The sequence below is a fragment of the Corynebacterium afermentans subsp. afermentans genome (genome assembly GCF_030408355.1).
Taxonomy (GTDB): Bacteria; Actinomycetota; Actinomycetes; order Mycobacteriales; family Mycobacteriaceae; genus Corynebacterium; species Corynebacterium afermentans.
This window is the reverse complement of sequence record NZ_CP046606.1, coordinates 131498-153584: the sequence shown is the minus strand read 5'-3', so window position 1 is coordinate 153584 and position 22087 is coordinate 131498. Positions and strand designations below refer to the sequence as shown.

The following is a 22087-nucleotide window of genomic DNA, read 5'->3' as shown; positions in this document are numbered from 1 at the left end:
CGACAAAAAGTGTGTCTGGAATCGACGATTTTCAGGGTTTGACCTGTAGGTTTCAGGGAAATATATGCTTCGGGGGCATATATTTAGGTCTCGAGCGTTCAATCCTCGGTGTGGCTGCCGTGATGTGCTATGTGCGGCGTGGTGTGGTGTCGCAATGTCAAAGAACCAACCACGCTGCCACTGCGGCGGAGAAATGAAACGAAACGGCACCACTAGCAAAGGCACCACCAGGTGGCGCTGCAAACGATGCGGCGCCTCCAGCGTGAAACGCAGAAGCGACATCACCAACGCGGCGGCGTTCACCGTCTTCATCGACCACCTCACCACCGGCGCCAGCCTCGATACCGTTGCCCGCCGTGTGGGGTGCTCACCGCGCACGATGCAACGTCGATTCGAACCGTTCTGGTTCGTTGATGTGCCTGACCCCACCGCCGGCCACGACAAGCGGGTCTACGACCAGATCTTCCTTGACGGCACCTACACCGCTGGCGGCTGCTTGATCGTCGCGGCGACGATCGACCACGTGATTGCCTGGCACTGGTGCAAACACGAAACCACCCGCGACTACCAACTGCTGCTTGAGCGCATCGAAGCCCCACTCATCGCCGTCATCGACGGCGGCCAAGGCGCATACAGCGCGATCAAAAAGTGCTGGCCGACTACGAAAATTCAACGCTGCCTCGTCCACGCCCAACGCGTGGTACGCCGCTACACCACCAGTAACCCACGCACCGATGCCGGGCGCACCATCTACCGACTTGCGCTGAAGCTGACCCGGATCACCACGCTGGATGAAGCCGCTGCATGGGGTGCGCAGCTGCACGAGTTCTCCACGCTCTACCGGTCATGGATGGACGAGAAAACCCTGGTCAAAGATCCCAAAACCGGTGCATGGACCCGCGTGTGGACGCATCACAACGTGCGCAAGGCATACAACAGCCTCAACCATCTTTGGCGGTCCGAGATGCTGTTTGTCTACCTCAACCCGCCAAAAGCAGTACTTCAACCAGAGTGGATCAAATCCACCACCAACAGCCTGGAAGGCGGCATCAACGCCCAGCTCAAACTGCTCGCCAGAACACACCGCGGCAGATCAGGTGAACGACAACGCCGCATGCTGGATTGGTGGCTCTATTTGAAAACGGAACTGCCTGACGATCCAGTACGAATCGCCAGTCAGTCCGACTGGGGCCAGGGCCAACTCGCCAAAGTATCCACCCTGACCCGAAACGAGAACGAAGCCGACCACGAAACCGGACGACCAGCCCTCTACGACAACGCTATCGACACCAACTACACACACTCAATCGGCATCCAAAAAGGCCAAATCTAACCCCCACGACACGCTGAATCAGACACACTTTTTGTCGTTTAACCCCGACCGTGCCCTAGCCCCGCCCTCGCCGGCGGGGCTTTTTGCTGCCCCACATACGCCGAAATCCCCGCCGGAGCAGGGATTTCTCTTGTGCGCCCGGAGGGATTCGAACCCCCAACCTTCTGATCCGTAGTCAGATGCTCTATCCGTTGAGCTACGGGCGCGGTGGCGGAGATGACAGGATTTGAACCTGCGGCCCCCGTCAAGGGGGCAACTCCTTAGCAGGGAGCCCCATTCGGCCACTCTGGCACATCTCCAGACCTTGCTCCACATTACTCTGTCGGCCCCGCGCGTCCAAATACACCCCGAAACGCCCTGGGCGAAATCCGTATACTCGGCCGCATGAAAATCCACACTTGGCTCACCTCCGGCCTCGCCGCCCGCGATACTTCAGATGACCCGTCTGATTACTTAGTTTGGTTCCCGGCGAACCTGGATTCGCTCACTGCTGGCCCGTTGGTCGGCGAGAGCGCGTCCGTGCCGTTCTATTTCACCCCGAAGACCTCCGCGCTGGCTAAGACCGCGGACGGCATTGTCCTCCTCGGCGTCCCCCTCGGCGATCTCGAGGGTTCGTGGCGCGCGGACAATCTGGGCAGCTCCACCGAGTCCGTCTCGGAAGTCGCCGGCCTGCTCGGCGAGAACTTCGCGTACCGCAACGACGGTTCCGCGGTGGTGCAGCTGCGCGGCGAGTTCCCGATTGAGAAGGTGCAGGTCGTCGCCGGACAGAATCGCCCGGATACGAAGCGAGCAAAGGATTTGCTTATCGACGTCCCTTCGGACTTCCCGGGCACCCGCCAATTCCACACCATGCCAGAGCTTTTCCCAGACGAGCTCGCCTAACCAGCAGCAATAGAAAAACCGGCCAGGTGAGACACCTGGCCGGTTTTCGCTGTTACTTAGCGGTTATGCCGCGTCCTTGCTGGAGGACTGGCGGCCTTCCGCACCGGACTCCTCGGCGGAGGAACCACCGATGGAGGTGAAAGCCTCGCCCTTCTCGTTGGAGCACCAGTCGTAGAGCACGCCGCCCGCGGCGATCAGGCCGATGATGCCAGCGGCGACGGTGCCGAAGCGCTGGACGTTCGGGTCCTGGCCGAGCTCCGCGATACGACGGTTCGCCGCATCGATCTGGCCACGCAGCTCAGCGAACTGGTCGTTGTCGCGACCGCCACGGCCGCCATGGCCCCAGTCCGGGCTGTTGCGGCGCATGGCCTCCTGGAACTGCGCGTTGATCTGGTTGACCTGCTCGTTGATCGCGCCCATGTACGGACGGGCAATCTCACCACCGAATGCACCCAGCAGCGCCACCGGCACCAAGTACAGCAGCGGAGAGCGCACCGCGTTGGCCACGCAGCGGTCGAGCGTCTCGCTCGACGAGCCCTTCTCCGGCTTCTCGGTCGGCGGGGTCGGCTCACCCGGCTTCGGCTTCTGCACGCCAAGGTCGAGGTCCAGGTAGTCCTTGCCCTCTTCCACAGTGACCTTCTGGATCACGCGCTTCGGGTCGGTCGGCTTCCAGTCGCGCGGGCGGTACTCAATCTCGTAGTCGCCCGGCTCGACGTCGACCTTCCAGTTACCGTCCTCATCCGTGACAGTGCGGGTGACCTCGTTGCCATCCTTGTCACGGACGATCACGGTCACGTCAGGCGCACCCTCAGTCTCCTTGGGGTCTTGCTTACCGTCGCCGTTGTGGTCGATCCACACGCGGTTCCCGATCGTGCCCGGTTTGACCGGCTCACAATCGCAATCCGGATCAATCTTCTTCAGACCAAGGTCGTAGCTGTCGTTGTATTCGTTCGGCTTCACCGTCACCTTGGAAACCAGACCAGACTCATCCGAACCCGGAACCTTACCGGTGACCTCCCAGCCCTCAGGCTTCACAAAGCGGATGTCGTACTCAGCGTTCGGGTTCAGCCCCTCAATCTTCCAATCACCGTTTGCATCGGTGACTGCGGAACGCGTCGGCTCACCCTCACGGGACACCAACACCACGACGTTTTCAAGGCCCTTCTCATTCTCGCCCTGCTTACCGTCGCCGTCCTCGTCAACCCAAACACGATCACCAACAGAACCAGACGGCAAAACGCCAAGGTCAACATCATCACGCTTCTCGCCAGGCTTGATCGTCACAGTGGTCTTGACCTGATCCGTCTGCGACGGAGTACGACCACCCGGGATGTATTCCACGGTGTACTCGCCCGGTTCCACGTCAACCTTCCAGTTACCGTCCTCATCCGAGACGGTACGGGTGACCTCGTTGCCATCCTTATCGACGATCACCACTGGCACATTCGGAATACCGGTCTTCTCATCCGGATCCTCCTTACCGTCGCCGTTAGTGTCCTCCCAGACCTTGTCGCCGATGGTGCTGCGCTTCGGAGCCTCAGCGGTGGTCGTGGTTTGGATCGTCGTCGGGATCTCCTTCGTCACGGTGGTCGGCACTTCCTTCTCCACAGTGGTCGGCACCGGCTGCTTCACTGTGGTCGGGACAGCCTTCTCGACAGTGGTCGGAACGATTTCTTTCTCCGGAGGGGTTGGCTCCTTCGGCTGCACACCCAAGTCGAAGTCCAGATAGTCCTTACCTTCATCGCCCTCATCCACGGTGGCCGTCTGGGTCACCTTCTCCGGATCGGTCGGCTTCCAGTCGCGCGGACGGTACTCAATCTCGTAGTCGCCCGGCTCGACGTCGACCTTCCACTCACCGTCCTCATCCGTGACGGTGCGGGTGACCTCGTTGCCTTCTCCGTCGCGGACAATCACCGTGACGTCAGGCGCACCCTCAGTCTCGTCCGGATCCTGTTTGCCGTTGCCGTTGGTATCCACCCACACGAGATCACCGAGACGGTTCGGCTTCTTCGGCTCACACTCGCGACACGTATCAATCTTCTTCAGACCAAGGTCGTAGGAGTCGTTGTACTCATTCGGCTTCACCGTCACCTTCGAAGCCAGACCGGACTCATCTGAACCCGGAACCTTACCGGTGACCTCCCAGCCCTCAGGCTTCACAAAGCGGATGTCGTACTCAGCGTTCGGGTTCAGCCCCTCAATCTTCCAATCACCGTTTGCATCGGTGACTGCGGAACGCGTCGGCTCACCCTCACGGGACACCAGCACCACGACGTTTTCAAGGCCCTTCTCATTCTCGCCCTGCTTACCGTCGCCGTCCTCGTCAACCCAAACACGATCACCAACAGAACCAGACGGCAGGATGCCAAGGTCAACATCATCACGCTTCTCGCCAGGCTTGATCGTCACAGTGGTCTTGACCTGATCCGGCTGCGACGGAGTACGACCACCCGGGATGTATTCCACGGTGTACTCGCCCGGCTCAACGTCAACCTTCCAGTTACCGTCCTCATCCGTGACAGTACGGGTGACCTCATTGCCATCCTTGTCACGGACAATCACGGTCACATCCGGAACACCCGTCTTCTCATCCGGGTCTTCCTTGCCATCACCGTTCTCATCAACCCAGACACGATCACCGATCGTGCCCGGCTTGACCGGCTCACAATCACAATCCGGATCGAGTTTCCGCAGACCCAGATCGTAAGTGCGGTCGTACTCACCCGGCTTCACCGTCACCTTCGAAGCCAGACCGGACTCATCCGAACCCGGAACCTTACCGGTAACCTCCCAGCCCTCAGGCTTCACAAACCGGATGTCGTACTCAGCGTTCGGGTTCAGACCCTCAATCTTCCAATCACCGTTTGCATCGGTGACTGCGGAACGCGTCGGCTCACCCTCACGGGACACCAACACCACGACGTTTTCAAGGCCCTTCTCATTCTCGCCCTGCTTACCGTCGCCGTCCTCGTCAACCCAAACACGATCACCAACAGAACCAGACGGCAAAATACCAAGGTCAACATCGTCACGGTCCTTGCCCGGCTCAACAGTGACAGTACGCTTCACCTGCTCCTTGTCACTCGGAGTGTGGTCACCCGGCTCGTAGACAACCGTGTAGTCGCCCGGTTTGAGGTTAACCTTCCAGTTGCCATCCTTATCGGTGACAGTGCGTGCGACTTCTTCCTTGCCGTCCTTGTCCATGACAACGACGGTCACACCAGGAACACCCGTCTTCTCATCCGGGTCCTCCTTACCGTTCCGGTTAGTGTCCACCCAGACCTTGTCGCCCACCGAACCGAGCTCACAATCACACGGCTCCTCAGGCACTACGAAATTGGTGAAGGCACCCGCGGATTTCGCGACATCCGCGGCCGCGGACGTAAGCATCGCGCGGTGGTGCAGTTTCTCGCCTCCCCATTTTTCGTCCGAACACGGCTTGTCCAGGTCGTAGATTCTTTGCTCGATCTCTAGGACGGTCCCGGTAGGAAGCCAGAAGTCGCCTGTGTGGGTGTTAATGTCGAAGGGCCAGTCGAACTTCTGCCCCCACACGGTATTCGGGTTGTTTTCTTCGAACTGCTGCTTAAAACGTTCATCCAAGACGGGCGAGTCAACCTGGCCTTTTTCCATATCCGAGTCCTCGCCACTGATCTCTGTCCCGTTAGGCAGCGTGAACGTAATACGCGGCGCGCCCCTAAGTTCCAGGTTTCCGTTCAAGGAACCGAGGTACATTTCGGCCATCCACCGGCCGTAGCCTCCGCCTTGGAGGCGGTGCTTACCGTGTGCGACACCTGCGCAAGTATCCGGGGTGCTCGGATCTTGTTCGATCCACTGTTCTTCTGCGTCCCAAAAAACATCGGGGTTAATCGTTGATTCCACAAAGCTGGCGGCCGTCACCCTCTCGCCGGCAGGGATATCCCCGTTCAGCTGGGCCTGGAGGTCCGCGGTAAAACTATCTTTTGCTGCGTCGATGTTTTCGAAAACAATCTTGTAGCCCTTACCGCCGCCAATCTCGTTGCCGTCTGCGTCCTCGACCCTGCCAGGGTCCACGTCGACTTCCTCAATGCTCGCAAACTGCCGTTCTTCACCGCTTTCCCACCGGAAGTCCGCCGGAGCGGGTTCCTTCAACGTCACGTTGGAAGTTGCAGGCCAGACCCACACAGTCATCGTTTTAATATCGGACGCGCCGCTCTGCTTCTCCACCGGAGCATCCGGTTCTGGTTTTGGCTTTGGCGCCGTTGCGGACCCCTGAATCGTGTAGGCGAAGCTACCGTCTTCTTTCAAGGTTTCCGGGTCGAATTGCCAGAAGCTAGCTGTGGTCTTCGGCATATAGTTTTCGTCAAGATCTTTCCCGAAACTTTGAGGGATGTCCGTCTGAGTCCACGCGCTCGCCACCGGAGTGCCCGGCACCGCCACCCCGCCGATGCCCAGCGCCACTGTGCTGACTACCGCGGCAACACTGCGCCACCAGCGGTTTTTCTTCGCGTTTGGTCCTTTATTCTCGCTCATCTCTGGCCTCCATATCAGCAAGCATTTCAATGTTCCCCGCTCTAGTTACACCAATTGGTGTACAACTCAGAGTCGGACGCGCTAAAGAGATTACACGCATACACGATGGTCCTCCTAGGCAACCCCAATAAATTCACCGGGATGTAAGGAAGGGAGGGAAACCGGAAGGCGTCGATAAGCAAAGGCCCCCAAAAAGTAGTTGGCGGAGACGGCGGGATTTGAACCCGCGGAGGGATAAACCTCGCCGGTTTTCAAGACCGGTGCATTCGGCCACTCTGCCACGTCTCCAACTCAGAGCAGTCTAACGTAGCCTGACCGCATGAAAGCAATTAGTGAACAGCTCATGCTTTACGACGCCCAAAGGCCCACCCCGCAAGACGGCGAAGTCCTCGTCAAGGTCGTGGCCGCCGGCGTAAACCGCGGCGACCTGATGCAAGCCGCCGGGAAGTACCCGCCGCCGAAAGGCGAGTCCGAGATTATGGGTCTGGAATGCGCGGGAATCATCACAGACCCGGGCACGACTGGCCGCAAGGAAGGCGAGGAGGTCGGCTGCCTGCTCGCCGGCGGCGGCTACGCCGAGTATGTCGCAGTGCCGGAGGGTCAGCTCACACCCATCCCAAAGGGCCTGACGGTTGAGGAAACCGCCGGCGTGGTCGAGGTGGCGTGCACGGTGTGGTCCAACCTGGGCATGATCGCCGGGATCTCCAAAGGCGACCGCGTACTCATCCACGGCGGCGCCGGCGGCATCGGCTCCTTTGCCATCCAGATGTGCAAGGCGCTCGGCTGCGAGGTGGCCGTTACCGCCGGCAGCCAAGAAAAGCTCGAGTATTGCCGCGAGCTCGGTGCGGACATCCTGATCAACTACAAGGAGCAGGACTTCGCCGAGGAGCTGCCCGGCTGGGCGGACGCGATCCTGGACGTGGTTGGCGGGCCGTACCTGGAGCAGAACATCAAGACGCTGAACACGGACGGGCACCTCATCGTCATCGCGGTGCAGGGCGGGCCGAAAGGCACGCTGTCGCTGGGGCGGATGATGCCGCGTCGCCTCTCCGTCACCGCCACGACCCTGCGCGCACGGCCGCGCCCGATGAAGGCGGCGATTGTTTCCTCCACGGTGGAAAATGTGTGGCCGCTGATCGAGTCCGGCAAGATCGCCCCAAACATCTCCGCGCGCTTCCCGCTCGAAGACGCCAAGAAAGCCCACAAGCACCTGGATTCCGGCGACAACACCGGGAAACTCATCCTGACGGTCTAGGCCAAAGACGCCACCGTCCGCACCAGCTGCTCAATGTCGTTCTGGGTGTTAAACGGCGACATGGCGATGGTCACGGCGCCGCCCATGTCGGCCACGCCCATGTCGTCGAGAAGCGGTGTGGCGCACGTCTTTGTGGCCACGATGCCGTTGGCAAGCAGCCGCTGCAGCACAGTTTCGCTGGGGACTCCCGTCACGCCGAACGCCAGGCGCGGGATGCGCTCCACGCGAGCGTCCGCGGCCGCCTCGCCGCTGACGCCAACGATGTGCACGGCGGGCAGGGTGCCCAAGAACGTGTGCAGGTCATCCCGCAGGCCGTTGAGATAAGCGGTGGTCGCGTCCAGGGAGTACTTCAAGCGGTTGCGGCGGGTCGCACGGCCAGAGAAACCCTCCACCAGCGAGGCGTAGTGGTCCACCACCGCCGGCACCGCGCCCGCCAAGCCCTGGGAGACCTCCAGGTCCAGCGCGTCCATGTCAAGGCGCTTGAACATGGCGGTGTCGCGGAAGATCAGCGCGGCGATGTCCGGCCCGCCCAGCTGAGCGATGTCCACTGCGGCCACGTCCGCACCCCATGCCTCGAGGTCAACGGGCCGGTAAGGGGCGTACGCGGTGGCGTCCACAAGCACCCACGCCCTCGACCTTTCGCGCACCGCCTCCACAATGTCGGCGACGCGCACCACGTTGCCCAGCTCCGCGTGCGCCGCCGGCACAGATACCAGGCGGGTGGAGCCGTCCGCGATCTCGCTGTACTGCCACGCCGGCAGATCGCCGGTGGCCAGGTCCGCCTGCGCCCACGCCTCATCCAGCCCGGCGCGCCGCAGACGCTTGGTCAAATGCGGCCGGTCCAGCGGGTTGAGCACGATAGAGGAATTGCGGCGCAGCATCGGCTTCATCGCGTTGACCAGCGCCGAGTACAGCGCAGACACGCTCGGTCCCAGCACCACCTGGTCCGTCGCCACACCGGTCAGGTCCGCGATGGCCACCCGCGCCATCTCCGGGTACTGCACGCCCTCCGGCTGGCCCAACGCCTCCTTCGAGTGCGATCCCAGCACCGGCTCCGGCGGCGGCACCAGCGCCGCGCCGCGGAAGCTTCGCGAGACCGCCGTCGCCACCTTCTCCGGCACCTGCGGCTGTGTGTGGGCGTTCAGGTACGTCCAGCCGCTACCGAGCGATGTGTAAAGTCCACGCACTCCCCACACGTCATACGCCACGGCCGACCTCCCTTCAGGCAAGAATGCCCCAATTATGCACGCCTGTCCGACACGGCGCACACCGCCAGCTCGGGTGCGCAAATGCAGTGCACTAGGGTGATCTGCGTGCACAACGAAGATCAGCTGCGCCAAGACGTCGCCCGCATGACCAGCCCTCCGGGCGAAGACACGCCGCCGTCGAAGTCCAAGACCTTCCGGCGCGCGTTCGACGACCTCATCCGCGGCTGGGGCCAGCACGAGCTCTGGCTGCAACTGGGGTGGCAAGACATCAAGCAGCGGTATAAGAGGTCCACCCTCGGTCCACTCTGGATCACCATCGCCACCGGCGTGATGTCGCTGGCGCTGGGCCTTTTGTACTCCATGCTGTTCCAGATCGACGTCGCGGAGTTTCTCCCCCACGTCACCGTCGGCTTCATCGTCTGGGGCTTCCTCTCCGGCTGCATCAAGGACGGCGCGAACGTCTTCATCGAAAACGAGGGGCTGATCAAACAGCTCCCGTCCGCGCTGTCGGTGCACGTCTACCGCCTGGTGTGGCGCCAACTGCTGTTTTTGGCGCACAACATGGTGATCTGGCTGCTGCTGGTGTTGATCTTCCGCATCCCGCTGACCCTGCACACGCTGCTGTTCATCCCCGGGCTGGCGCTGCTTGTGGTCAACGGCGTGTGGGTGGCCATGTTCTTCGGCATGGTGGCCACCCGCTTCCGCGACGTCGCCCCGCTTCTCGAGGCCCTGGTGCAGCTCCTCTTCTACGTCACCCCGATCGTCTGGACCACCCGCACCCTCAAAGACCAAGGCGGCGAGGTCGCGCAGCGCGCCATGCTCGCCGAGGTCAACCCCCTCTACCACTACCTCGAGATCGTGAGGGCCCCGCTTATCGACGAACCGTTGGCCGCCTACCACTGGGGCATCGTCCTCGCCTGCACCGTTGCCGGCATCCTGATCACCCTGCTGGCCATGAAGCGCTGGCGCTTCCGCGTGCCGTACTGGGTTTAGGAGGTTAGGAGTTTCACATGGTTTCCATCGACACCTACAACGCCTGCGTCGACTTCCCCATCTTCGACGCCAAATCCCGCTCCCTGAAGAAGGCCGTGATGTCCTCCGCGGGCGGCAAGATCGGCCAGAACGCCTCCAACACCGTGGTCGTGGAGGCGCTGCGCGACATCAACCTTCATTTGAGGGAAGGCGACCGCGTCGGCCTGGTCGGCCACAACGGCGCCGGCAAGTCCACCCTGCTGCGCCTGCTGTCCGGTATCTACGAGCCCACCCGCGGCGTCGCCGACGTGCGCGGCCGCGTCGCCCCCGTCTTCGACCTGGGTGTGGGCATGGACCCGGAGATCTCCGGCTACGAAAACATCATCATCCGCGGGTTGTTCCTGGGCCAGACGCGCAAGCAGATGAAGGCGAAGATGGACGAAATCGCCGAGTTTTCCGAGCTCGGCGACTACCTCAACATGCCGCTTCGCACCTACTCCACCGGCATGCGAGTCCGCCTGGCGCTGGGCGTGGTCACCTCCATCGAGCCGGAGATTTTGCTGTTGGACGAGGGTATCGGCGCCGTCGACGCCGCCTTCATGGCCAAAGCCCGCGTCCGGCTCGCCGAGATGGTGAAAAAGTCCGGCATCCTGGTCTTCGCCTCCCACTCCAACGACTTTTTGGCCCAGCTGTGCAACACCGCCCTGTGGGTGGACAAGGGCGAGATCCGCGAAGCCGGCCTGGTCGCCGACGTCGTGGGCGCCTACGAGGGCCCCGAGACCGGCGAGTACGTCGCGGAGCTGGTCGAGCGCTTCCACGGGGAATAGCCCCCTGCAGAAAAATTCACACGCCGATGAATCCGTCTACATCGGCATGCGGAATAGTTCACTTTCCCCAGGCCGAAAAATGCGCGATGCGGAAAAGTTCACTCAGACGGGCTGACCGCGTGAACTTTTCTGCATGATGTCCTCGATGAGCTCGAGACACTCAAACATGGTCTCTGAGGCGCACCGCGCAGGCGTCCACCCTGCCGCGGTCATCTTGATGGTGATGGAAGAGTCCTTCTTACGCTGTTTCCATTCCAGGTGGTGGGCGCCGTCGTACATGATGGCGATCTTCAACTCCGGGATAGCCAAATCGAAAACCGTGACGATCCTCCCGTTAACAATAAATGGCACCTGCTCTTCCACGGTGTATCCGTAGCGAGCGGCCAATTCCTTGACCAACAGACGCATCTCGGTTTCTTTCGGCGAATCGGCGCGGCTGCTGCTGCAGGCCAGCAGCCGTTTCAGCCACCGCGCATCCACTCTCCCCCGCGCACCGTCGTGGATGTCCCGCAATGAAATGCCGAGGAACCGACGAGCGCAGTCGATGAGCTGGAGAGCCATAAGCTCCTGCGGCGACCACCCGGCGACCCCCACAACGTCCCAACCGTGTTCGCCCTTTTTCACCTGTTGCAGCGCTTGGACCAATGCGTCGACCGGCGACGCAGCCCGGAAAGACACCCCTCGGTGAACCAGAACCCAGGCGCTGAACGAGGCACGAGAAGGCCGCCGCACCGTCGGCGAGAACTCCCCGCCCACCTGGTTTTTCGCGGTGGCGGAGAACAACACAGTATCCGCCCCTTCCACTAGAAACGGCATCCCGTACACCGCCAACGCCGAAAACCCGCCGAGCACGGACCCGGGCCGCTCAACCGCGTGCGCGACAGCTCGGGCGGCGGCCGGTCCCCAATAGTGCACCCGGCGCGGGTGGTGGCGAGAGGAAAGATCCACCAACCACGCCTCCCGGCAGTGGTGCTCAGCCAGATACCGTCGCCCGCTTACCCGCCTGTAGTTGGTCCCGGCCACACGCTGGCTCTCGTGCGTGAGTACCGGCTCGAAGTCGACATTCATCCCGTCACAAATTCGCCATGCCTACTTAGACGTGAAGAATGCGCGTTTGGATCCCTCGGGCACAATAAAGGCATGACTGCGTTGAATCCGAACGGCACGACCGCCGCCGTGATTGTCACCCACCGCCGCGTTGACCTGCTGAAACATTCGCTGGAACAGGTGGTTAACCAGACGCACCCGGTGGATTGGGTGATTGTGGTGGACAACGGGGCGCAAGACGAGGTGCGGGAGCTTCTCGACGACCTCGCGGCCGACCGCGCCGTCTACCTGCCGTCCAAAACCAACCTGGGTGGCGCAGGCGGGTTCGCCTACGGATTCCTGCACGCCCTGGCCCTGGGCGCGGACGCGATCTGGTGCGCGGACGACGACGGCCGCCCGAAAGACCACACCGTCCTCGAAGAGCTCTACCGAACCGCCGAGAAGCACCAGCTGGCGGAGGTTTCCCCGGTGGTGGCGAACATCGACGACCCCGAAAAGCTGGCGTTCCCCCTAAGGCAGGGCACCACCTGGCACCGCCGCGTGGACCAATTAAAGGGCGACTTTTTACCCCAGTACGCCAGCCTGTTCAACGGCGCGTTGATTTCGGCGGAGGCGATGGAGCGCATCGGTGTGCCGGACTACCGCCTGTTTATCCGGGGCGACGAGGTGGAGTACCACCGTCGCCTGGCACAATCCGGCCTCCCCTACGGCACGGCGTTGACCACGTTCTACCTGCACCCGGACGGCTCGGGCGAGTTCCACCCGATCATGGGCGGCCGCGCGCACGCGCAGTTCCCCAACAACCCCACCAAGCGGTATTTCACGTACCGCAACCGCGGCTACATCATTAACCAGCGCGGCATGAAGAAGATGCAGCTGCAGGAGGTGGTCCGCTTCGGCTGGTTCTTCCTGCTGGAGAAGAAGGACCCGAAGGGCTTCTACCAGTGGCTGAAGCTACTGCGCCGCGGGGCTAAAGAGGACTTTAGGCGGCCATAGTTTTCTTGGCTTCGCGGAAGATCAGGTGCCGCTGCAGCTCAAAGTTGACCACGGTGGCCACGCCCTGGGCGATGACAAAGGACACGACGTTCTTCCACGGGTTGACCAGGCCCAGCGAGGTCAGCGGCGAGTCCGTCACGCGCCACAGCACCATCTGCACCGCGAAGGTCACCGCGTAGAGCACGAAGACTGCCCCGGCCTTCTTCGCGTTGATCTTGGATTGGAAGGAGAACTTGGAGTTGAGCACGTAGGCGGCGAGGGTGCCGAAGACCCAGCCGACGGCCTTGGCAAAGTCGCGCTGCCACCCCAACGGCACGTCCAGGGTGTAGGTGATGCCGAAGTCGAGGACGGCGCAGCCGACGCCGACCAAGAGGAAGGGCACGAGCTGCTGTTTCAGGGTAGAACTTGAAGCCACGGGCGAATACCCTACCCGCGCATGAGCTGGCGGTAGATATCCAGCATCTCCGCCGGGGCCCTTTCGCCGCCAATTTCATCCAGCGAAGCGAGCGATTCAGCGCACAGCGCCCGAATCTCCCCGATGCCCAAATCCCCGTGCCCCAGCGAGGCGAAGATGCTTTCGGCGATGTGCGCGGTCTCCCCTCCGGCGCAGCAGGTCAGCGCGAACACCAGGGACCAGAAGGCGTCTCTTTCCAACCGCCCGGCCTCCACCGGCAGCGCCGCAATCCGCTTCCCCGCCCCCACATCCAGCGCCTGCATCAACGGGGCGAAGTCGTGCCCGCGGGCACGCGCCATGAACTCGCGCACCTCGGCGCGCAGCCCCGGCACCTCGACTTCTCCCATCAAACGGGCGTTGACTGCCCGGATGTCGAAAGGCGCCGCGCCGAACGATCCGGAGCCCGCCACGCACACGGACGGCGGTGTGGACTCGTCGCGCGGGTACACGTTGGCCAACTGCATTTCAAAAGACCACAAGCCGTGGGAGAAGTGGGTGGATTCGCCGGGGGACTTTAGGACGTCGCAAAGCAAACGCCCCTGTGGCGCATCCGCACCCACATCCTCGACGCCGAAGACCTCCCCCACGATCTCGCAGCACTCCGCGATGGTCGCGTCCTCGTCGATGCCCACCCACCGGTACACAACCTCATCGGAGACCAGGCCGACGCGCACAAGCAGCGTCGCACCAGCCCGGCGCTCGGTGAGGCGGATCACCGGCGCGAGGTGGTCTGAGCGGTAGAGGGTGCTGGACATGGCGCCCAATATAGGCTTTCTTTCCATGAGGAAGCATTACAAAGGCGACGACCCGCACGCGATCCACGAGGCAGCACAGCGTATCGACGCTCCGTTGTCCGACTTCATGGCCCGCCTCATGGCGGAGGAACTGCCCTTCGTGGACTCCAAGGGACGCACCCGCATCTACGAGATCCTGCGCGAGCACAAGGCCGCCGGCAAACCTGTGATTTCCAGCCAAGAAGAGCTCCCCGCGGAGATTCGTAGCATCATGGATCTGTGATTCCGGCGTAGGGTGATGGGCATGGAACTGACAACCCAATCCCTTTACGGCTGGGGCCGTACCGCCCCCTCTACCGCACAGGTGTTGTCCACCGCCGACGTTGACACGATCGCCCAGGCTGTCAAGCAGGTGGCCGACGAAAACTCCGAGCTTCCAGAGCATAAGCGCCGCGGCGTCATCGCCCGCGGCATGGGCCGCTCCTACGGCGACCCCGCCCAAAACGGCGGCGGCCTCGTCGTGGACATGACCCCGCTGAACCGCATCCACTCCATCGACCCGGACACCGGCATCGTCGACGTGGACGGCGGCGTGACCCTGGACCAGCTGATGAAGGCCGCGCTGCCCTACGGCCTGTGGGTCCCGGTGCTGCCCGGAACCCGCCAGGTCACCATCGGCGGCGCCATCGGCCCGGACATCCACGGCAAGAACCACCACTCCGCAGGCTCTTTCGGCGACCACGTGCTCTCCATGGAGCTGTTGGTCGCGGACGGGCGCGTGCTGCACCTCGAGCCGACGGGCGAAACTGCCGAGCTGTTCTGGGCCACCGTCGGCGGTATGGGCCTGACCGGCATCATCCTGCGCGCCCGCATCCAGATGACGTTCACGGAAACCGCCTACTTCATCGCGGACACCGACCGCACCGACACCCTGGATGAGACGATCGCGCTGCATTCCGACGGCTCCGAGGTGAACTACACCTACTCCTCGGCCTGGTTCGACGCCATCTCCGCGCCTCCGAAGACCGGCCGCTCCACCATCTCCCGCGGGTCCCTGGCCACCCTGGACCAGCTCAAGGAGCTCGCCCCGAAGCTGGCGAAGGACCCGCTGAAGTTCAACGCCCCGCAGCTGATGACGGTGCCGGACATCTTCCCGTCCTGGACCATGAACAAGCTGTCGCTGATGGCCATCGGCGAGGCGTACTACCTGATGGGCTCGCCCGCGCGTAACCAGGTGCAAAACCTCACGCAGTTCTACCAGCCGCTGGATCTGATCGGCGAGTGGAACCGCGGCTACGGCAAGGCCGGCTTCCTGCAGTACCAGTTCGTCGTGCCCACCGACGCCGTGGAGCCGTTCAAGGACATCATCTACGACATCCAGGCTTCCGGCCACTACACCGCCCTGAACGTGTTCAAGCTGTTCGGCGAGGGCAACCAGGCGCCGCTGTCCTACCCGATGAAGGGCTGGAACGTGTGCGTGGACTTTCCTATCCGCCCGGGTCTCAACGAGTTCCTGGACCGCCTGGACGACCAGGTCATGCAGTTCGGCGGCCGCCTCTACCTGGCTAAGGAGTCCCGCACCTCCGCCGAGAAGTTCCACGCCATGTACCCGGGGCTGCCCGGCTGGCTGAAGACCCGCCGCGAAATCGACCCGACCGGCGTGTTCGCGTCCGACATGTCCCGCCGACTCGAGCTGAACTAAGGAGAACCGACCATGTTGAATGCAGTAGGCCAAGCCCAGCACATCCTGCTCCTCGGCGGCACCAGCGAGATCGGCCTCGCCATCGTCGCCGAGCTCGCCTCCCGCGGCGGCAACCCCACCGTCACCCTGTGTGCGCGCAAGGACTCCCCGCGTATCGACGGCGCGATCTCGGCCGTCCAACAAGCCGGCGCGGGCCACGTGCGCCTCGTGGACTTCGATGCGCTCGATTTCGCCGCTCACCCGGCCGTGATCGACGCCGCGTTTGAAGACGGCGACGTCGATGTCGCCGTGGTCGCCTTTGGCACCCTCGGGGACCAAGAGCAGCTCTGGCAGGACCAGGCAGCGGCAGTCGCGTCCGCGCAGACCAACTTCACCGCCCCGATGTCCGTCGGCGTCCTGCTGGGCCAGCACATGAAGCGCCAGGGCCACGGCACGATCATCGCCCTGTCCTCCGTGGCGGGCCAGCGCGTGCGCCGCTCCAACTTCGTCTACGGCGCCTCCAAGGCCGGCATCGACGGCTTCTACCTGCAGCTCGGCGAGGCCCTGAAGGACGACGGCGTGACCGTCACCGTGGTCCGCCCCGGCCAGGTACGCACCAAGATGACCGACGGCTTGGATGAAGCCCCGCTCACTGTGAACAAGGAAGACGTCGCCGAGGCTGCCGTCGAAGCTGCCTTGGCCGGAAAGCCCTCCGTGTTCGTGCACAAACTCTTCGGCCCCATCTCCCTGGTGCTGAAGGCCATCCCGGCGCCGATCATGAGCAAGCTGAACTTCTAGTACTGCCCGCATAATTCAGCCGCGACCCGTCCCCGCTAACGGATCGCGGCTGAATTTTTCTGCCTGAAAGTGTCAGGACCACCTAGTCCTTCGCCCGGCCCATCCCGAGCAGCACCTTCTCGCGTAACCGGCCGGTCCCCAGCACCGCCAGGACGCAACCGATCAGCGCCACCACAACGAGCGCGCCGAACAGCACCAACTTGTCCATCACATTGACGTGGACCAAGACCATGACGGTGCCCATCAGGCTGCCCATCCCGAACCCGAGCAGCGCCACCACCAGCATTGGCATGCCGACCTCGCGCACAGCCACCTTGGTGTGGAAGGCTGCGGGCGCACCGATGAAGTAGAACGACTTGGTCAGCTGCTTCTGCTCCACCACACTCAGCACCTGGGTGAGCAAAGTGGACGACACCATCAGCACCGCCGCGAAGACCACGGTGATGACCACGCCAGAGGGAATATCACCCGTGATCATCTTGATCACCGGGTCCTCTTCAAACGAGGGGATGGCAGAGACCCAAGTACCGTAACTACCAATGAACGCCACGAAGTAGAGCGCGGTCACGCGTTTCCATGTGGTCCTGGCACCCCGGCCCACCCGGCGCGTGGCCACGTAGTTGGCAGCCCCGGGGACCCGGTAGCTCAGCCGCGCGAGCAGCTGGATGATGCCGACGGCGATCAGTGCGTTGACGGTGAGGATGCCGCCGGCTACGACGAGCACCGGCACGAATTCCAACGCGTCTGCCTCCGGCGCGATGGTTAGCGAACTCAGGTAGCGGTACAGCAGCACCGCACCAACTACCGACAGCGCCAGCGTGACCCAGCTTTGGCCCTTCGGCGGGATTTTCTTGGTCACGCCGAGTGGGGTAACGGCGACTCGTCGCAACGCGAGCCACACGGAGCACGCGGCCAGGACAAGCACCACGATCCACGCGGCGGGGATGACCCACCAAGTGAAGATCTCCCAGGTGCCGACACGCTTTTCCTGGAACGTCAGCAGACTCCATGCGGGGCACGTGACCACGTACAGCACCGAGCCGAGCACCAGCCCGACAAGCGCCTGGCGCAGCGATTCCAGGATCATCATCCCGCGTACCTCACCAGCCGTCGCGCCGATGAGACGCAGCACCGCTAAGTGCTCCTCGCGCCCGCCTAGATTTGCTCGCGCAGCTTGAGTAAGCAGTCCCAACAAGCTGGGCACCAGCAGCAAACTGGCAAACAGAGCGAGGAACACATACGCCAGTGAGATCGGATCGACCTCTACGAGCGCCTCGTGCGGGTGCATGTTGCGCGCCACGAACATCCAGGTGCCGCCCATAAGGGTGCACAGCATCCAGGTCGCAACCGTCACCGCAACCAGCGACAACGCACGCACCCAGCGCTCGCCGATCTGCCGCTGCGAGCGCCCTTCGTTTGTCTGCGACACCGCCGACCGCATCAACGTCACCGCACTCATCGCGCCACCTCCGAGTGGATCAGGCCGTCGCGGATTTCAACACGGCGGCTGCACCAGTCGGCGATCTTCGGGTCGTGCGTAACCACCACGAGTGTCACACCGAACTTCTGGCACACGGCCACGATCTGCTGCATGACTTCGTGGCCGGTGGCCTGGTCCAGTGCCGCCGTCGGCTCGTCGGCGAACACTACAGACGGCGGCCCGGCCAAGGCACGCGCGATGGCCACGCGCTGCCCTTGGCCGCCGGAGAGCTGCCCCGGGTACCGGTCCACATAGGCACCCAGGCCTAGGCGAGTGAGCATGTCAATGGCTTCGTCGTGTGCTTGCGACCGCGACACCCCGCGCATGATCTGCGGCAGGGCAACGTTTTCGGTGGCGGTCAGCTCCGGCAGCAACTGGCCGTCTTGGAAGATGAAGCCGAAGTGCTCCAGGCGCAGGCGCGAGCGTTCGGCGTCGCTCATTGCCGACACATCCTGGCCGTCGAAAAGCACCTCGCCCTGATCGGGTACGAGCACGCCGGACATGCAGTGCAACAGGGTCGATTTGCCGGAGCCCGAAGGCCCCATGATGGCCACGGATTCGCCGTCGCCCACCGTCAGGCTGATGCCTTCGAGGACCCGCTGCTGGGGGAATGACTTTGTGATGTCTCTGAGTTCAAGCATGGTTTCTATCTCACAGATGGTCGTGGCTAAGCACTATGGCCCTGACTCCCGAATATGGGTAGTGCTAGCTCTACCCCGCTACGCTTTCGGACATGCGGCGAAGAATAAACCACGAGCAGCGGGCGGCGGCGAAGATCCACCAGCTCACCGCGTCGCGGCGCAAGATTGCCGAGGCGTACGAGGTGGAGCGCCTGCGCATCGAGCGCGACCTGCACGACGGCGCGCAGCAGCACTTCGTGGCCGCGGCGATGAAGCTCGGCGAGGCCAGGCTCGACGTCGATTCGCCACTTCTCGACGATGCCGCGCGCGACCTCCACAACGGCCTCGACGCACTCAGGAGAACCGTGCGCGGCATCCACCCTCGCGAGCTATCGGACCACGGGCTCATCGCCGCTATCGAGACGGCTGCCGCGCAGTACGGTCCGCACGTCACGGTCCGCGCGCCGCACGCGCTGCCGCGTATCGACGACTCCGTCACCGCCGCCGCCTATTTCTTCGCCGCCGAAGCACTCACCAACGCCGCGAAGCATGCACCACAGCAACCGGTCAGCGTGCTGGTGACCTGCGACCACACCTTGAACATCTCGGTCACCGACCAGGGCGGCGGCAACGCGCGCATCACCCCCGGCGGCGGGCTCGACGGGATGCAGGAGCGCGTCGCGGCGTTCGGCGGCGAGCTGGAACTTCACTCGCCTGACGGCGGGCCAACCACCGTCACCGCGCGTATTCCTTTGCTGTTGTTCCGGGGAGAAAGTGGGATTGTGCCGTGAGGATTGCCGTCGCGGACGACTCCGCACTGCTGCGGGAAGGTGTTGCCGGCCTGCTCACCCGGCGCGGCCACGAGGTTGTGGCGCAGGTGGGCAGCGCGGATCAGGTGCAGGGGGTCGTCGATACGCATGCGCCCGACCTGGTGATCACGGACGTGCGGATGCCGCCGAACATGCGTGACGATGGCCTCCAAGCTGCGCTGGCGCTACGCAAGCAGGGCCCGGTCAACGTACTGGTGCTCTCGCAGTACGTCGCGCCCGCCTACGCGCGGGAGTTGTTCTCCGGCGGCGACGGCGGCACCGGCTACCTACTCAAAGACCGCGTGGCCGAAGTGAAAGACTTCATCCAGGCGTGCGAAACCGTGGCGACCGGCGGTGTGGTTATCGACCCGGACGTGGCCAGCGCTCTCATGGCCGCGAGCTCGCGTTGGCTGACCACGCTCACACCGCGCGAGATGGAGGTACTCGAGCACATGGCGGAGGGCCTGTCCAACGCGCAGATCGCCGAGAAACTCTTCCTCTCTGGCGCGGCGGTGGCGAAGCACGTTTCCAGTATCTTCTCCAAGCTGGGTCTCACCCCGGACGAGGACAACCGTCGAGTACGGGCAATCCTGATGTACCTGGCAGAACGTGGAGTTGGGTAGCGTATGCGAAACTGTTACGCATGACTACCGCTTACCACCCTGACGAGCTGTCGGTCGGGCAGACTGCTGTCCGCACTGTCGCGGCCGGGCTCGCTGGCGGCGTGATTGCCCTGGCCGCCTGGTTCGTGCTGCACAAGATCTCGCTGCCGGCGTTTAATACGTCGATGGTGACCAGGTCGCTGGCCACCGCCGCCTCCTTCGTGTGCATCGGCATCGGCGTCGTTTTGGCCGTGCTGTGGACCAAAGGCAAGAAGCCCTGGGTCTCCTCCGCCGTGATGTCGCTGGTGCCGGCGGGGCTGGTGGTGTCCTCCATCGGTATCCCGCTGGGCGCGACCCGGTTGTACCTGGACGGCATCCAGGTGGACCAGGGTTTCCGCACCCAGTTCCTGTCGCGCATGACGGAAAACTTGGGTCATGCGGACATGGCGTACAAGGACCTGCCCACCTTCTACCCCATGGGCTGGTTCTGGCTGGGCGGGCGCACCGCCAACGTGCTGGGCATGGAAGGCTGGGAGGTGTACCAGCCGTTCGCGATCGCGACGCTGGCGGCGGCTGCGGCGATGCTCACGCCGGTGTGGCGCAGGCTCACTGGCTCGCTGCCCACCGCCCTCGCCATCGCCACCGTGACCACGGCTGTCGTGCTCACGGAGGTGCCGGAGGAGCCGTACGCGGCGGTGGTGGCCATGTTCGTGCCAGCCGCAGCCGTGATGTCGTACCGGGCGGTCAACGGTTCGTGGGCGTCCACCATTGCGCTGGCCGTCTACCTGGGCATTTCCGCCAGCTTCTACACGCTGTTCACCGCGATTGCGGCGCTGACCATGGTGGTGCTGGCCGTCATCCACACTTTTACCAAGCACTCGGTCAAGCCGCTGGTGCACCTGCTGGTCACGGGCCTTGGCTCGCTGGCCATCGCCGCGATCTCCTGGGGCCCGTACGTCTGGCGCGTGCTCACCGGCGACGAGCAGCTGGAGTCCACCGCGAACCACTTCCTGCCCATCGAGGGCACGTATTTCCCGCTGCCGTTTTTGTCGTTCTCGCTGATCGGGCTTTTGTCCATGATCGGGTTGATCTACCTGATTTACAGGATCAAGGAGCCTGAGTTGGCGGCCCTTGGGGCGTCGATAGGCGTGTGCTACCTGTGGGCGCTGGCCTCGATGGCGGTCACTCTGCTGGGCACCTCCCTGCTGGGCTTCCGCCTTGAGGTGCTGATTGTGGCGCTGTTTGCCACCCTCGGCGTGATTGCCATTTCCGAGTTCGGGCTGAACAAGTACACCACCGCCGTCGCCGCGGTCCTGGCGGTGGGCGCGCTGCAGATGGTGCAGAACATCCCGGTGGAAAACGAGGACTACATCGACCAGGCCTACGCCGACACCGACGGCAACGGCGAGCGCGCGGACCGCTTCCCGCCGGACGCGGGCCGCTACTACCAGGAGATGGCGGACTTCATCGAGGCCCACGGCCACATGAAGAACGACGCGGTGATCTACACCGACGAGATCAACTTCATGGCGTTCCATCCCTTCTACGCGTTTAACGCTTACACCAGCCACTACGCCAACCCAGTGGGCGAGTTCGAGCACCGCAACGACGAGCTGAAGCAGTGGGCGGAGATCTCCTACGCCGACCCGGAGAAGTTCACTGAGGCGGTAGACAACTCGAAGTGGGAGCCGCCGGTGGCGTTCGTGTTCCGCGACAACGGCAAAGACGGTCTGAAGACGCACATCGCGCACGACATCTACCCGAGCCAGCCGAACGTGCGCTACGAGGGCCTGTTCTTCAACCCAGACGCATTTGAGCAGGACTGGGACGTCGAGCAGTTCGGCCCGTTTGCTGTGGCGGTAAGGAAGTAAGGTGTCCGC

Annotated in this window: 19 protein-coding genes and 3 tRNA genes; 12 read left to right on the top strand and 10 right to left on the bottom strand. The window is 63.2% G+C overall.

What is annotated here, in order from left to right:
- The first annotated feature begins 154 nt into the window (after positions 1 to 154).
- A complete protein-coding gene (locus CAFEA_RS00615; protein WP_063937531.1) occupies positions 155 to 1333 on the top strand; it encodes an IS1249 family transposase in 1179 nt (392 codons plus the stop codon).
- 133 nt (positions 1334 to 1466) lie between these two features.
- Here CAFEA_RS00615 and CAFEA_RS00610 read toward each other — a convergent pair.
- Both CAFEA_RS00610 and CAFEA_RS00605 read right to left on the bottom strand, forming a co-directional pair.
- Positions 1467 to 1539, bottom strand: a tRNA-Arg gene (locus tag CAFEA_RS00610).
- Positions 1540 to 1541: 2 nt separating this feature from the next.
- Positions 1542 to 1632 (bottom strand) — tRNA-Ser (locus CAFEA_RS00605).
- An 85-nt stretch (positions 1633 to 1717) separates the two neighbouring features.
- Between CAFEA_RS00605 and CAFEA_RS00600 the strand changes: the two genes are divergently transcribed.
- Positions 1718 to 2215, top strand: coding sequence for a hypothetical protein (locus CAFEA_RS00600; RefSeq protein ID WP_063938717.1), 498 nt, complete (start codon positions 1718 to 1720; stop codon positions 2213 to 2215).
- A gap of 63 nt (positions 2216 to 2278) precedes the next feature.
- Here CAFEA_RS00600 and CAFEA_RS00595 read toward each other — a convergent pair whose 3' ends face one another.
- Both CAFEA_RS00595 and CAFEA_RS00590 read right to left on the bottom strand, forming a co-directional pair.
- Entirely contained in the window at positions 2279 to 6724 is a 4446-nt protein-coding gene (locus CAFEA_RS00595) for an SdrD B-like domain-containing protein (RefSeq protein WP_063938716.1), read from the bottom strand.
- Between the two features lie 200 nt (positions 6725 to 6924).
- A tRNA-Ser gene (locus CAFEA_RS00590) sits at positions 6925 to 7012 on the bottom strand.
- A gap of 31 nt (positions 7013 to 7043) precedes the next feature.
- Here CAFEA_RS00590 and CAFEA_RS00585 point away from each other — a divergent pair.
- Entirely contained in the window at positions 7044 to 7979 is a 936-nt protein-coding gene (locus tag CAFEA_RS00585; RefSeq protein ID WP_063938715.1) for an NAD(P)H-quinone oxidoreductase, read from the top strand.
- Here CAFEA_RS00585 and CAFEA_RS00580 read toward each other — a convergent pair.
- Positions 7976 to 9187, bottom strand: a complete 1212-nt coding sequence (locus CAFEA_RS00580; RefSeq protein WP_063938714.1) for an aminotransferase class V-fold PLP-dependent enzyme — start codon at positions 9185 to 9187, stop codon at positions 7976 to 7978. The genes CAFEA_RS00585 and CAFEA_RS00580 overlap by 4 nt on opposite strands.
- Before the next feature lie 81 nt (positions 9188 to 9268).
- On the opposite strand from CAFEA_RS00580, the gene wzm reads away from it, so the two are divergent.
- Positions 9269 to 10180, top strand: a complete 912-nt coding sequence (gene wzm / locus CAFEA_RS00575) for a galactan export ABC transporter permease subunit Wzm/RfbD (RefSeq protein WP_063938713.1) — start codon at positions 9269 to 9271, stop codon at positions 10178 to 10180.
- Positions 10181 to 10197: 17 nt separating this feature from the next.
- The gene (gene wzt, locus CAFEA_RS00570; RefSeq protein ID WP_063938712.1) at positions 10198 to 10986 is read left to right on the top strand and encodes a galactan export ABC transporter ATP-binding subunit Wzt/RfbE; all 789 of its coding nucleotides are present in this window, start codon (positions 10198 to 10200) and stop codon (positions 10984 to 10986) included.
- Between the two features lie 102 nt (positions 10987 to 11088).
- On the opposite strand, the gene CAFEA_RS00565 is transcribed toward wzt, so the two are convergent.
- The gene (locus tag CAFEA_RS00565) at positions 11089 to 12054 is read right to left on the bottom strand and encodes a putative endonuclease domain-containing protein (RefSeq protein WP_063938711.1); all 966 of its coding nucleotides are present in this window, start codon (positions 12052 to 12054) and stop codon (positions 11089 to 11091) included.
- A gap of 72 nt (positions 12055 to 12126) precedes the next feature.
- Here CAFEA_RS00565 and glfT1 point away from each other — a divergent pair, with 72 nt between their 5' ends.
- Positions 12127 to 13029 (top strand): galactofuranosyltransferase GlfT1, encoded by a 903-nt coding sequence (glfT1, locus tag CAFEA_RS00560; protein ID WP_063938710.1) that lies wholly within the window; start codon positions 12127 to 12129, stop codon positions 13027 to 13029.
- On the opposite strand, the gene CAFEA_RS00555 is transcribed toward glfT1, so the two are convergent.
- Together CAFEA_RS00555 and CAFEA_RS00550 are read right to left on the bottom strand one after the other, a co-directional pair.
- Entirely contained in the window at positions 13016 to 13444 is a 429-nt protein-coding gene (locus CAFEA_RS00555; protein ID WP_253705017.1) for a GtrA family protein, read from the bottom strand. The genes glfT1 and CAFEA_RS00555 overlap by 14 nt on opposite strands.
- A gap of 11 nt (positions 13445 to 13455) precedes the next feature.
- On the bottom strand, positions 13456 to 14238 hold the full coding sequence (locus CAFEA_RS00550; protein ID WP_063938709.1) for a hypothetical protein: 783 nt from the start codon (positions 14236 to 14238) through the stop codon (positions 13456 to 13458).
- Between the two features lie 25 nt (positions 14239 to 14263).
- Between CAFEA_RS00550 and CAFEA_RS00545 the strand changes: the two genes are divergently transcribed.
- From CAFEA_RS00545 to dprE2, 3 genes are read left to right on the top strand one after another with little or no spacing between them, the layout of a single operon-like run.
- Positions 14264 to 14500: a hypothetical protein gene (locus CAFEA_RS00545; RefSeq protein ID WP_034996843.1), complete on the top strand. Its 237-nt coding sequence runs from the start codon at positions 14264 to 14266 to the stop codon at positions 14498 to 14500.
- 21 nt (positions 14501 to 14521) lie between these two features.
- A complete protein-coding gene (dprE1, locus tag CAFEA_RS00540; protein WP_394326890.1) occupies positions 14522 to 15919 on the top strand; it encodes a decaprenylphosphoryl-beta-D-ribose oxidase in 1398 nt (465 codons plus the stop codon).
- Positions 15920 to 15931: 12 nt separating this feature from the next.
- Positions 15932 to 16696, top strand: a complete 765-nt coding sequence (gene dprE2 / locus CAFEA_RS00535; protein WP_063938707.1) for a decaprenylphospho-beta-D-erythro-pentofuranosid-2-ulose 2-reductase — start codon at positions 15932 to 15934, stop codon at positions 16694 to 16696.
- Between the two features lie 82 nt (positions 16697 to 16778).
- Here the strand turns inward: dprE2 and CAFEA_RS00530 are convergent, their stop codons facing one another.
- Positions 16779 to 18155: an FtsX-like permease family protein gene (locus CAFEA_RS00530; RefSeq protein WP_063938706.1), complete on the bottom strand. Its 1377-nt coding sequence runs from the start codon at positions 18153 to 18155 to the stop codon at positions 16779 to 16781.
- On the bottom strand, positions 18152 to 18817 hold the full coding sequence (locus tag CAFEA_RS00525; RefSeq protein ID WP_063938705.1) for an ABC transporter ATP-binding protein: 666 nt from the start codon (positions 18815 to 18817) through the stop codon (positions 18152 to 18154). The genes CAFEA_RS00530 and CAFEA_RS00525 overlap by 4 nt, the downstream gene beginning before the upstream one ends.
- Positions 18818 to 18909: 92 nt before the next feature.
- Here CAFEA_RS00525 and CAFEA_RS00520 point away from each other — a divergent pair, with 92 nt between their 5' ends.
- Genes CAFEA_RS00520 through CAFEA_RS00510 form a run of 3 tightly spaced genes read left to right on the top strand, consistent with a single transcriptional unit; the run spans position 18910 to position 22078 of the window.
- The gene (locus CAFEA_RS00520; protein ID WP_063938704.1) at positions 18910 to 19587 is read left to right on the top strand and encodes a sensor histidine kinase; all 678 of its coding nucleotides are present in this window, start codon (positions 18910 to 18912) and stop codon (positions 19585 to 19587) included.
- A complete protein-coding gene (locus CAFEA_RS00515; RefSeq protein ID WP_063938703.1) occupies positions 19584 to 20228 on the top strand; it encodes a response regulator transcription factor in 645 nt (214 codons plus the stop codon). Before CAFEA_RS00520 ends, CAFEA_RS00515 begins: the two co-directional genes overlap by 4 nt.
- Positions 20229 to 20248: 20 nt before the next feature.
- Entirely contained in the window at positions 20249 to 22078 is a 1830-nt protein-coding gene (locus CAFEA_RS00510; protein ID WP_063938702.1) for an arabinofuranosyltransferase, read from the top strand.
- The last annotated feature ends 9 nt before the right edge of the window (positions 22079 to 22087 follow it).

What these genes read in the sequence shown, in the direction of transcription:
- CAFEA_RS00615 (WP_063937531.1), top strand. Translation starts at nt 155, where the DNA reads ATGTCAAAGAACCAACCACGCTGCCACTGCGGCGGAGAAATGAAACGA.
- CAFEA_RS00600 (WP_063938717.1), top strand. Translation starts at nt 1,718, where the DNA reads ATGAAAATCCACACTTGGCTCACCTCCGGCCTCGCCGCCCGCGATACT.
- CAFEA_RS00595 (WP_063938716.1), bottom strand. Translation starts at nt 6,724, where the DNA reads ATGAGCGAGAATAAAGGACCAAACGCGAAGAAAAACCGCTGGTGGCGC.
- CAFEA_RS00585 (WP_063938715.1), top strand. Translation starts at nt 7,044, where the DNA reads ATGAAAGCAATTAGTGAACAGCTCATGCTTTACGACGCCCAAAGGCCC.
- wzm (WP_063938713.1), top strand. Translation starts at nt 9,269, where the DNA reads ATGCAGTGCACTAGGGTGATCTGCGTGCACAACGAAGATCAGCTGCGC.
- wzt (WP_063938712.1), top strand. Translation starts at nt 10,198, where the DNA reads ATGGTTTCCATCGACACCTACAACGCCTGCGTCGACTTCCCCATCTTC.
- CAFEA_RS00565 (WP_063938711.1), bottom strand. Translation starts at nt 12,054, where the DNA reads ATGAATGTCGACTTCGAGCCGGTACTCACGCACGAGAGCCAGCGTGTG.
- glfT1 (WP_063938710.1), top strand. Translation starts at nt 12,127, where the DNA reads ATGACTGCGTTGAATCCGAACGGCACGACCGCCGCCGTGATTGTCACC.
- CAFEA_RS00550 (WP_063938709.1), bottom strand. Translation starts at nt 14,238, where the DNA reads ATGTCCAGCACCCTCTACCGCTCAGACCACCTCGCGCCGGTGATCCGC.
- CAFEA_RS00545 (WP_034996843.1), top strand. Translation starts at nt 14,264, where the DNA reads ATGAGGAAGCATTACAAAGGCGACGACCCGCACGCGATCCACGAGGCA.
- dprE1 (WP_394326890.1), top strand. Translation starts at nt 14,522, where the DNA reads ATGGAACTGACAACCCAATCCCTTTACGGCTGGGGCCGTACCGCCCCC.
- dprE2 (WP_063938707.1), top strand. Translation starts at nt 15,932, where the DNA reads ATGTTGAATGCAGTAGGCCAAGCCCAGCACATCCTGCTCCTCGGCGGC.
- CAFEA_RS00530 (WP_063938706.1), bottom strand. Translation starts at nt 18,155, where the DNA reads ATGAGTGCGGTGACGTTGATGCGGTCGGCGGTGTCGCAGACAAACGAA.
- CAFEA_RS00525 (WP_063938705.1), bottom strand. Translation starts at nt 18,817, where the DNA reads ATGCTTGAACTCAGAGACATCACAAAGTCATTCCCCCAGCAGCGGGTC.
- CAFEA_RS00520 (WP_063938704.1), top strand. Translation starts at nt 18,910, where the DNA reads ATGCGGCGAAGAATAAACCACGAGCAGCGGGCGGCGGCGAAGATCCAC.
- CAFEA_RS00510 (WP_063938702.1), top strand. Translation starts at nt 20,249, where the DNA reads ATGACTACCGCTTACCACCCTGACGAGCTGTCGGTCGGGCAGACTGCT.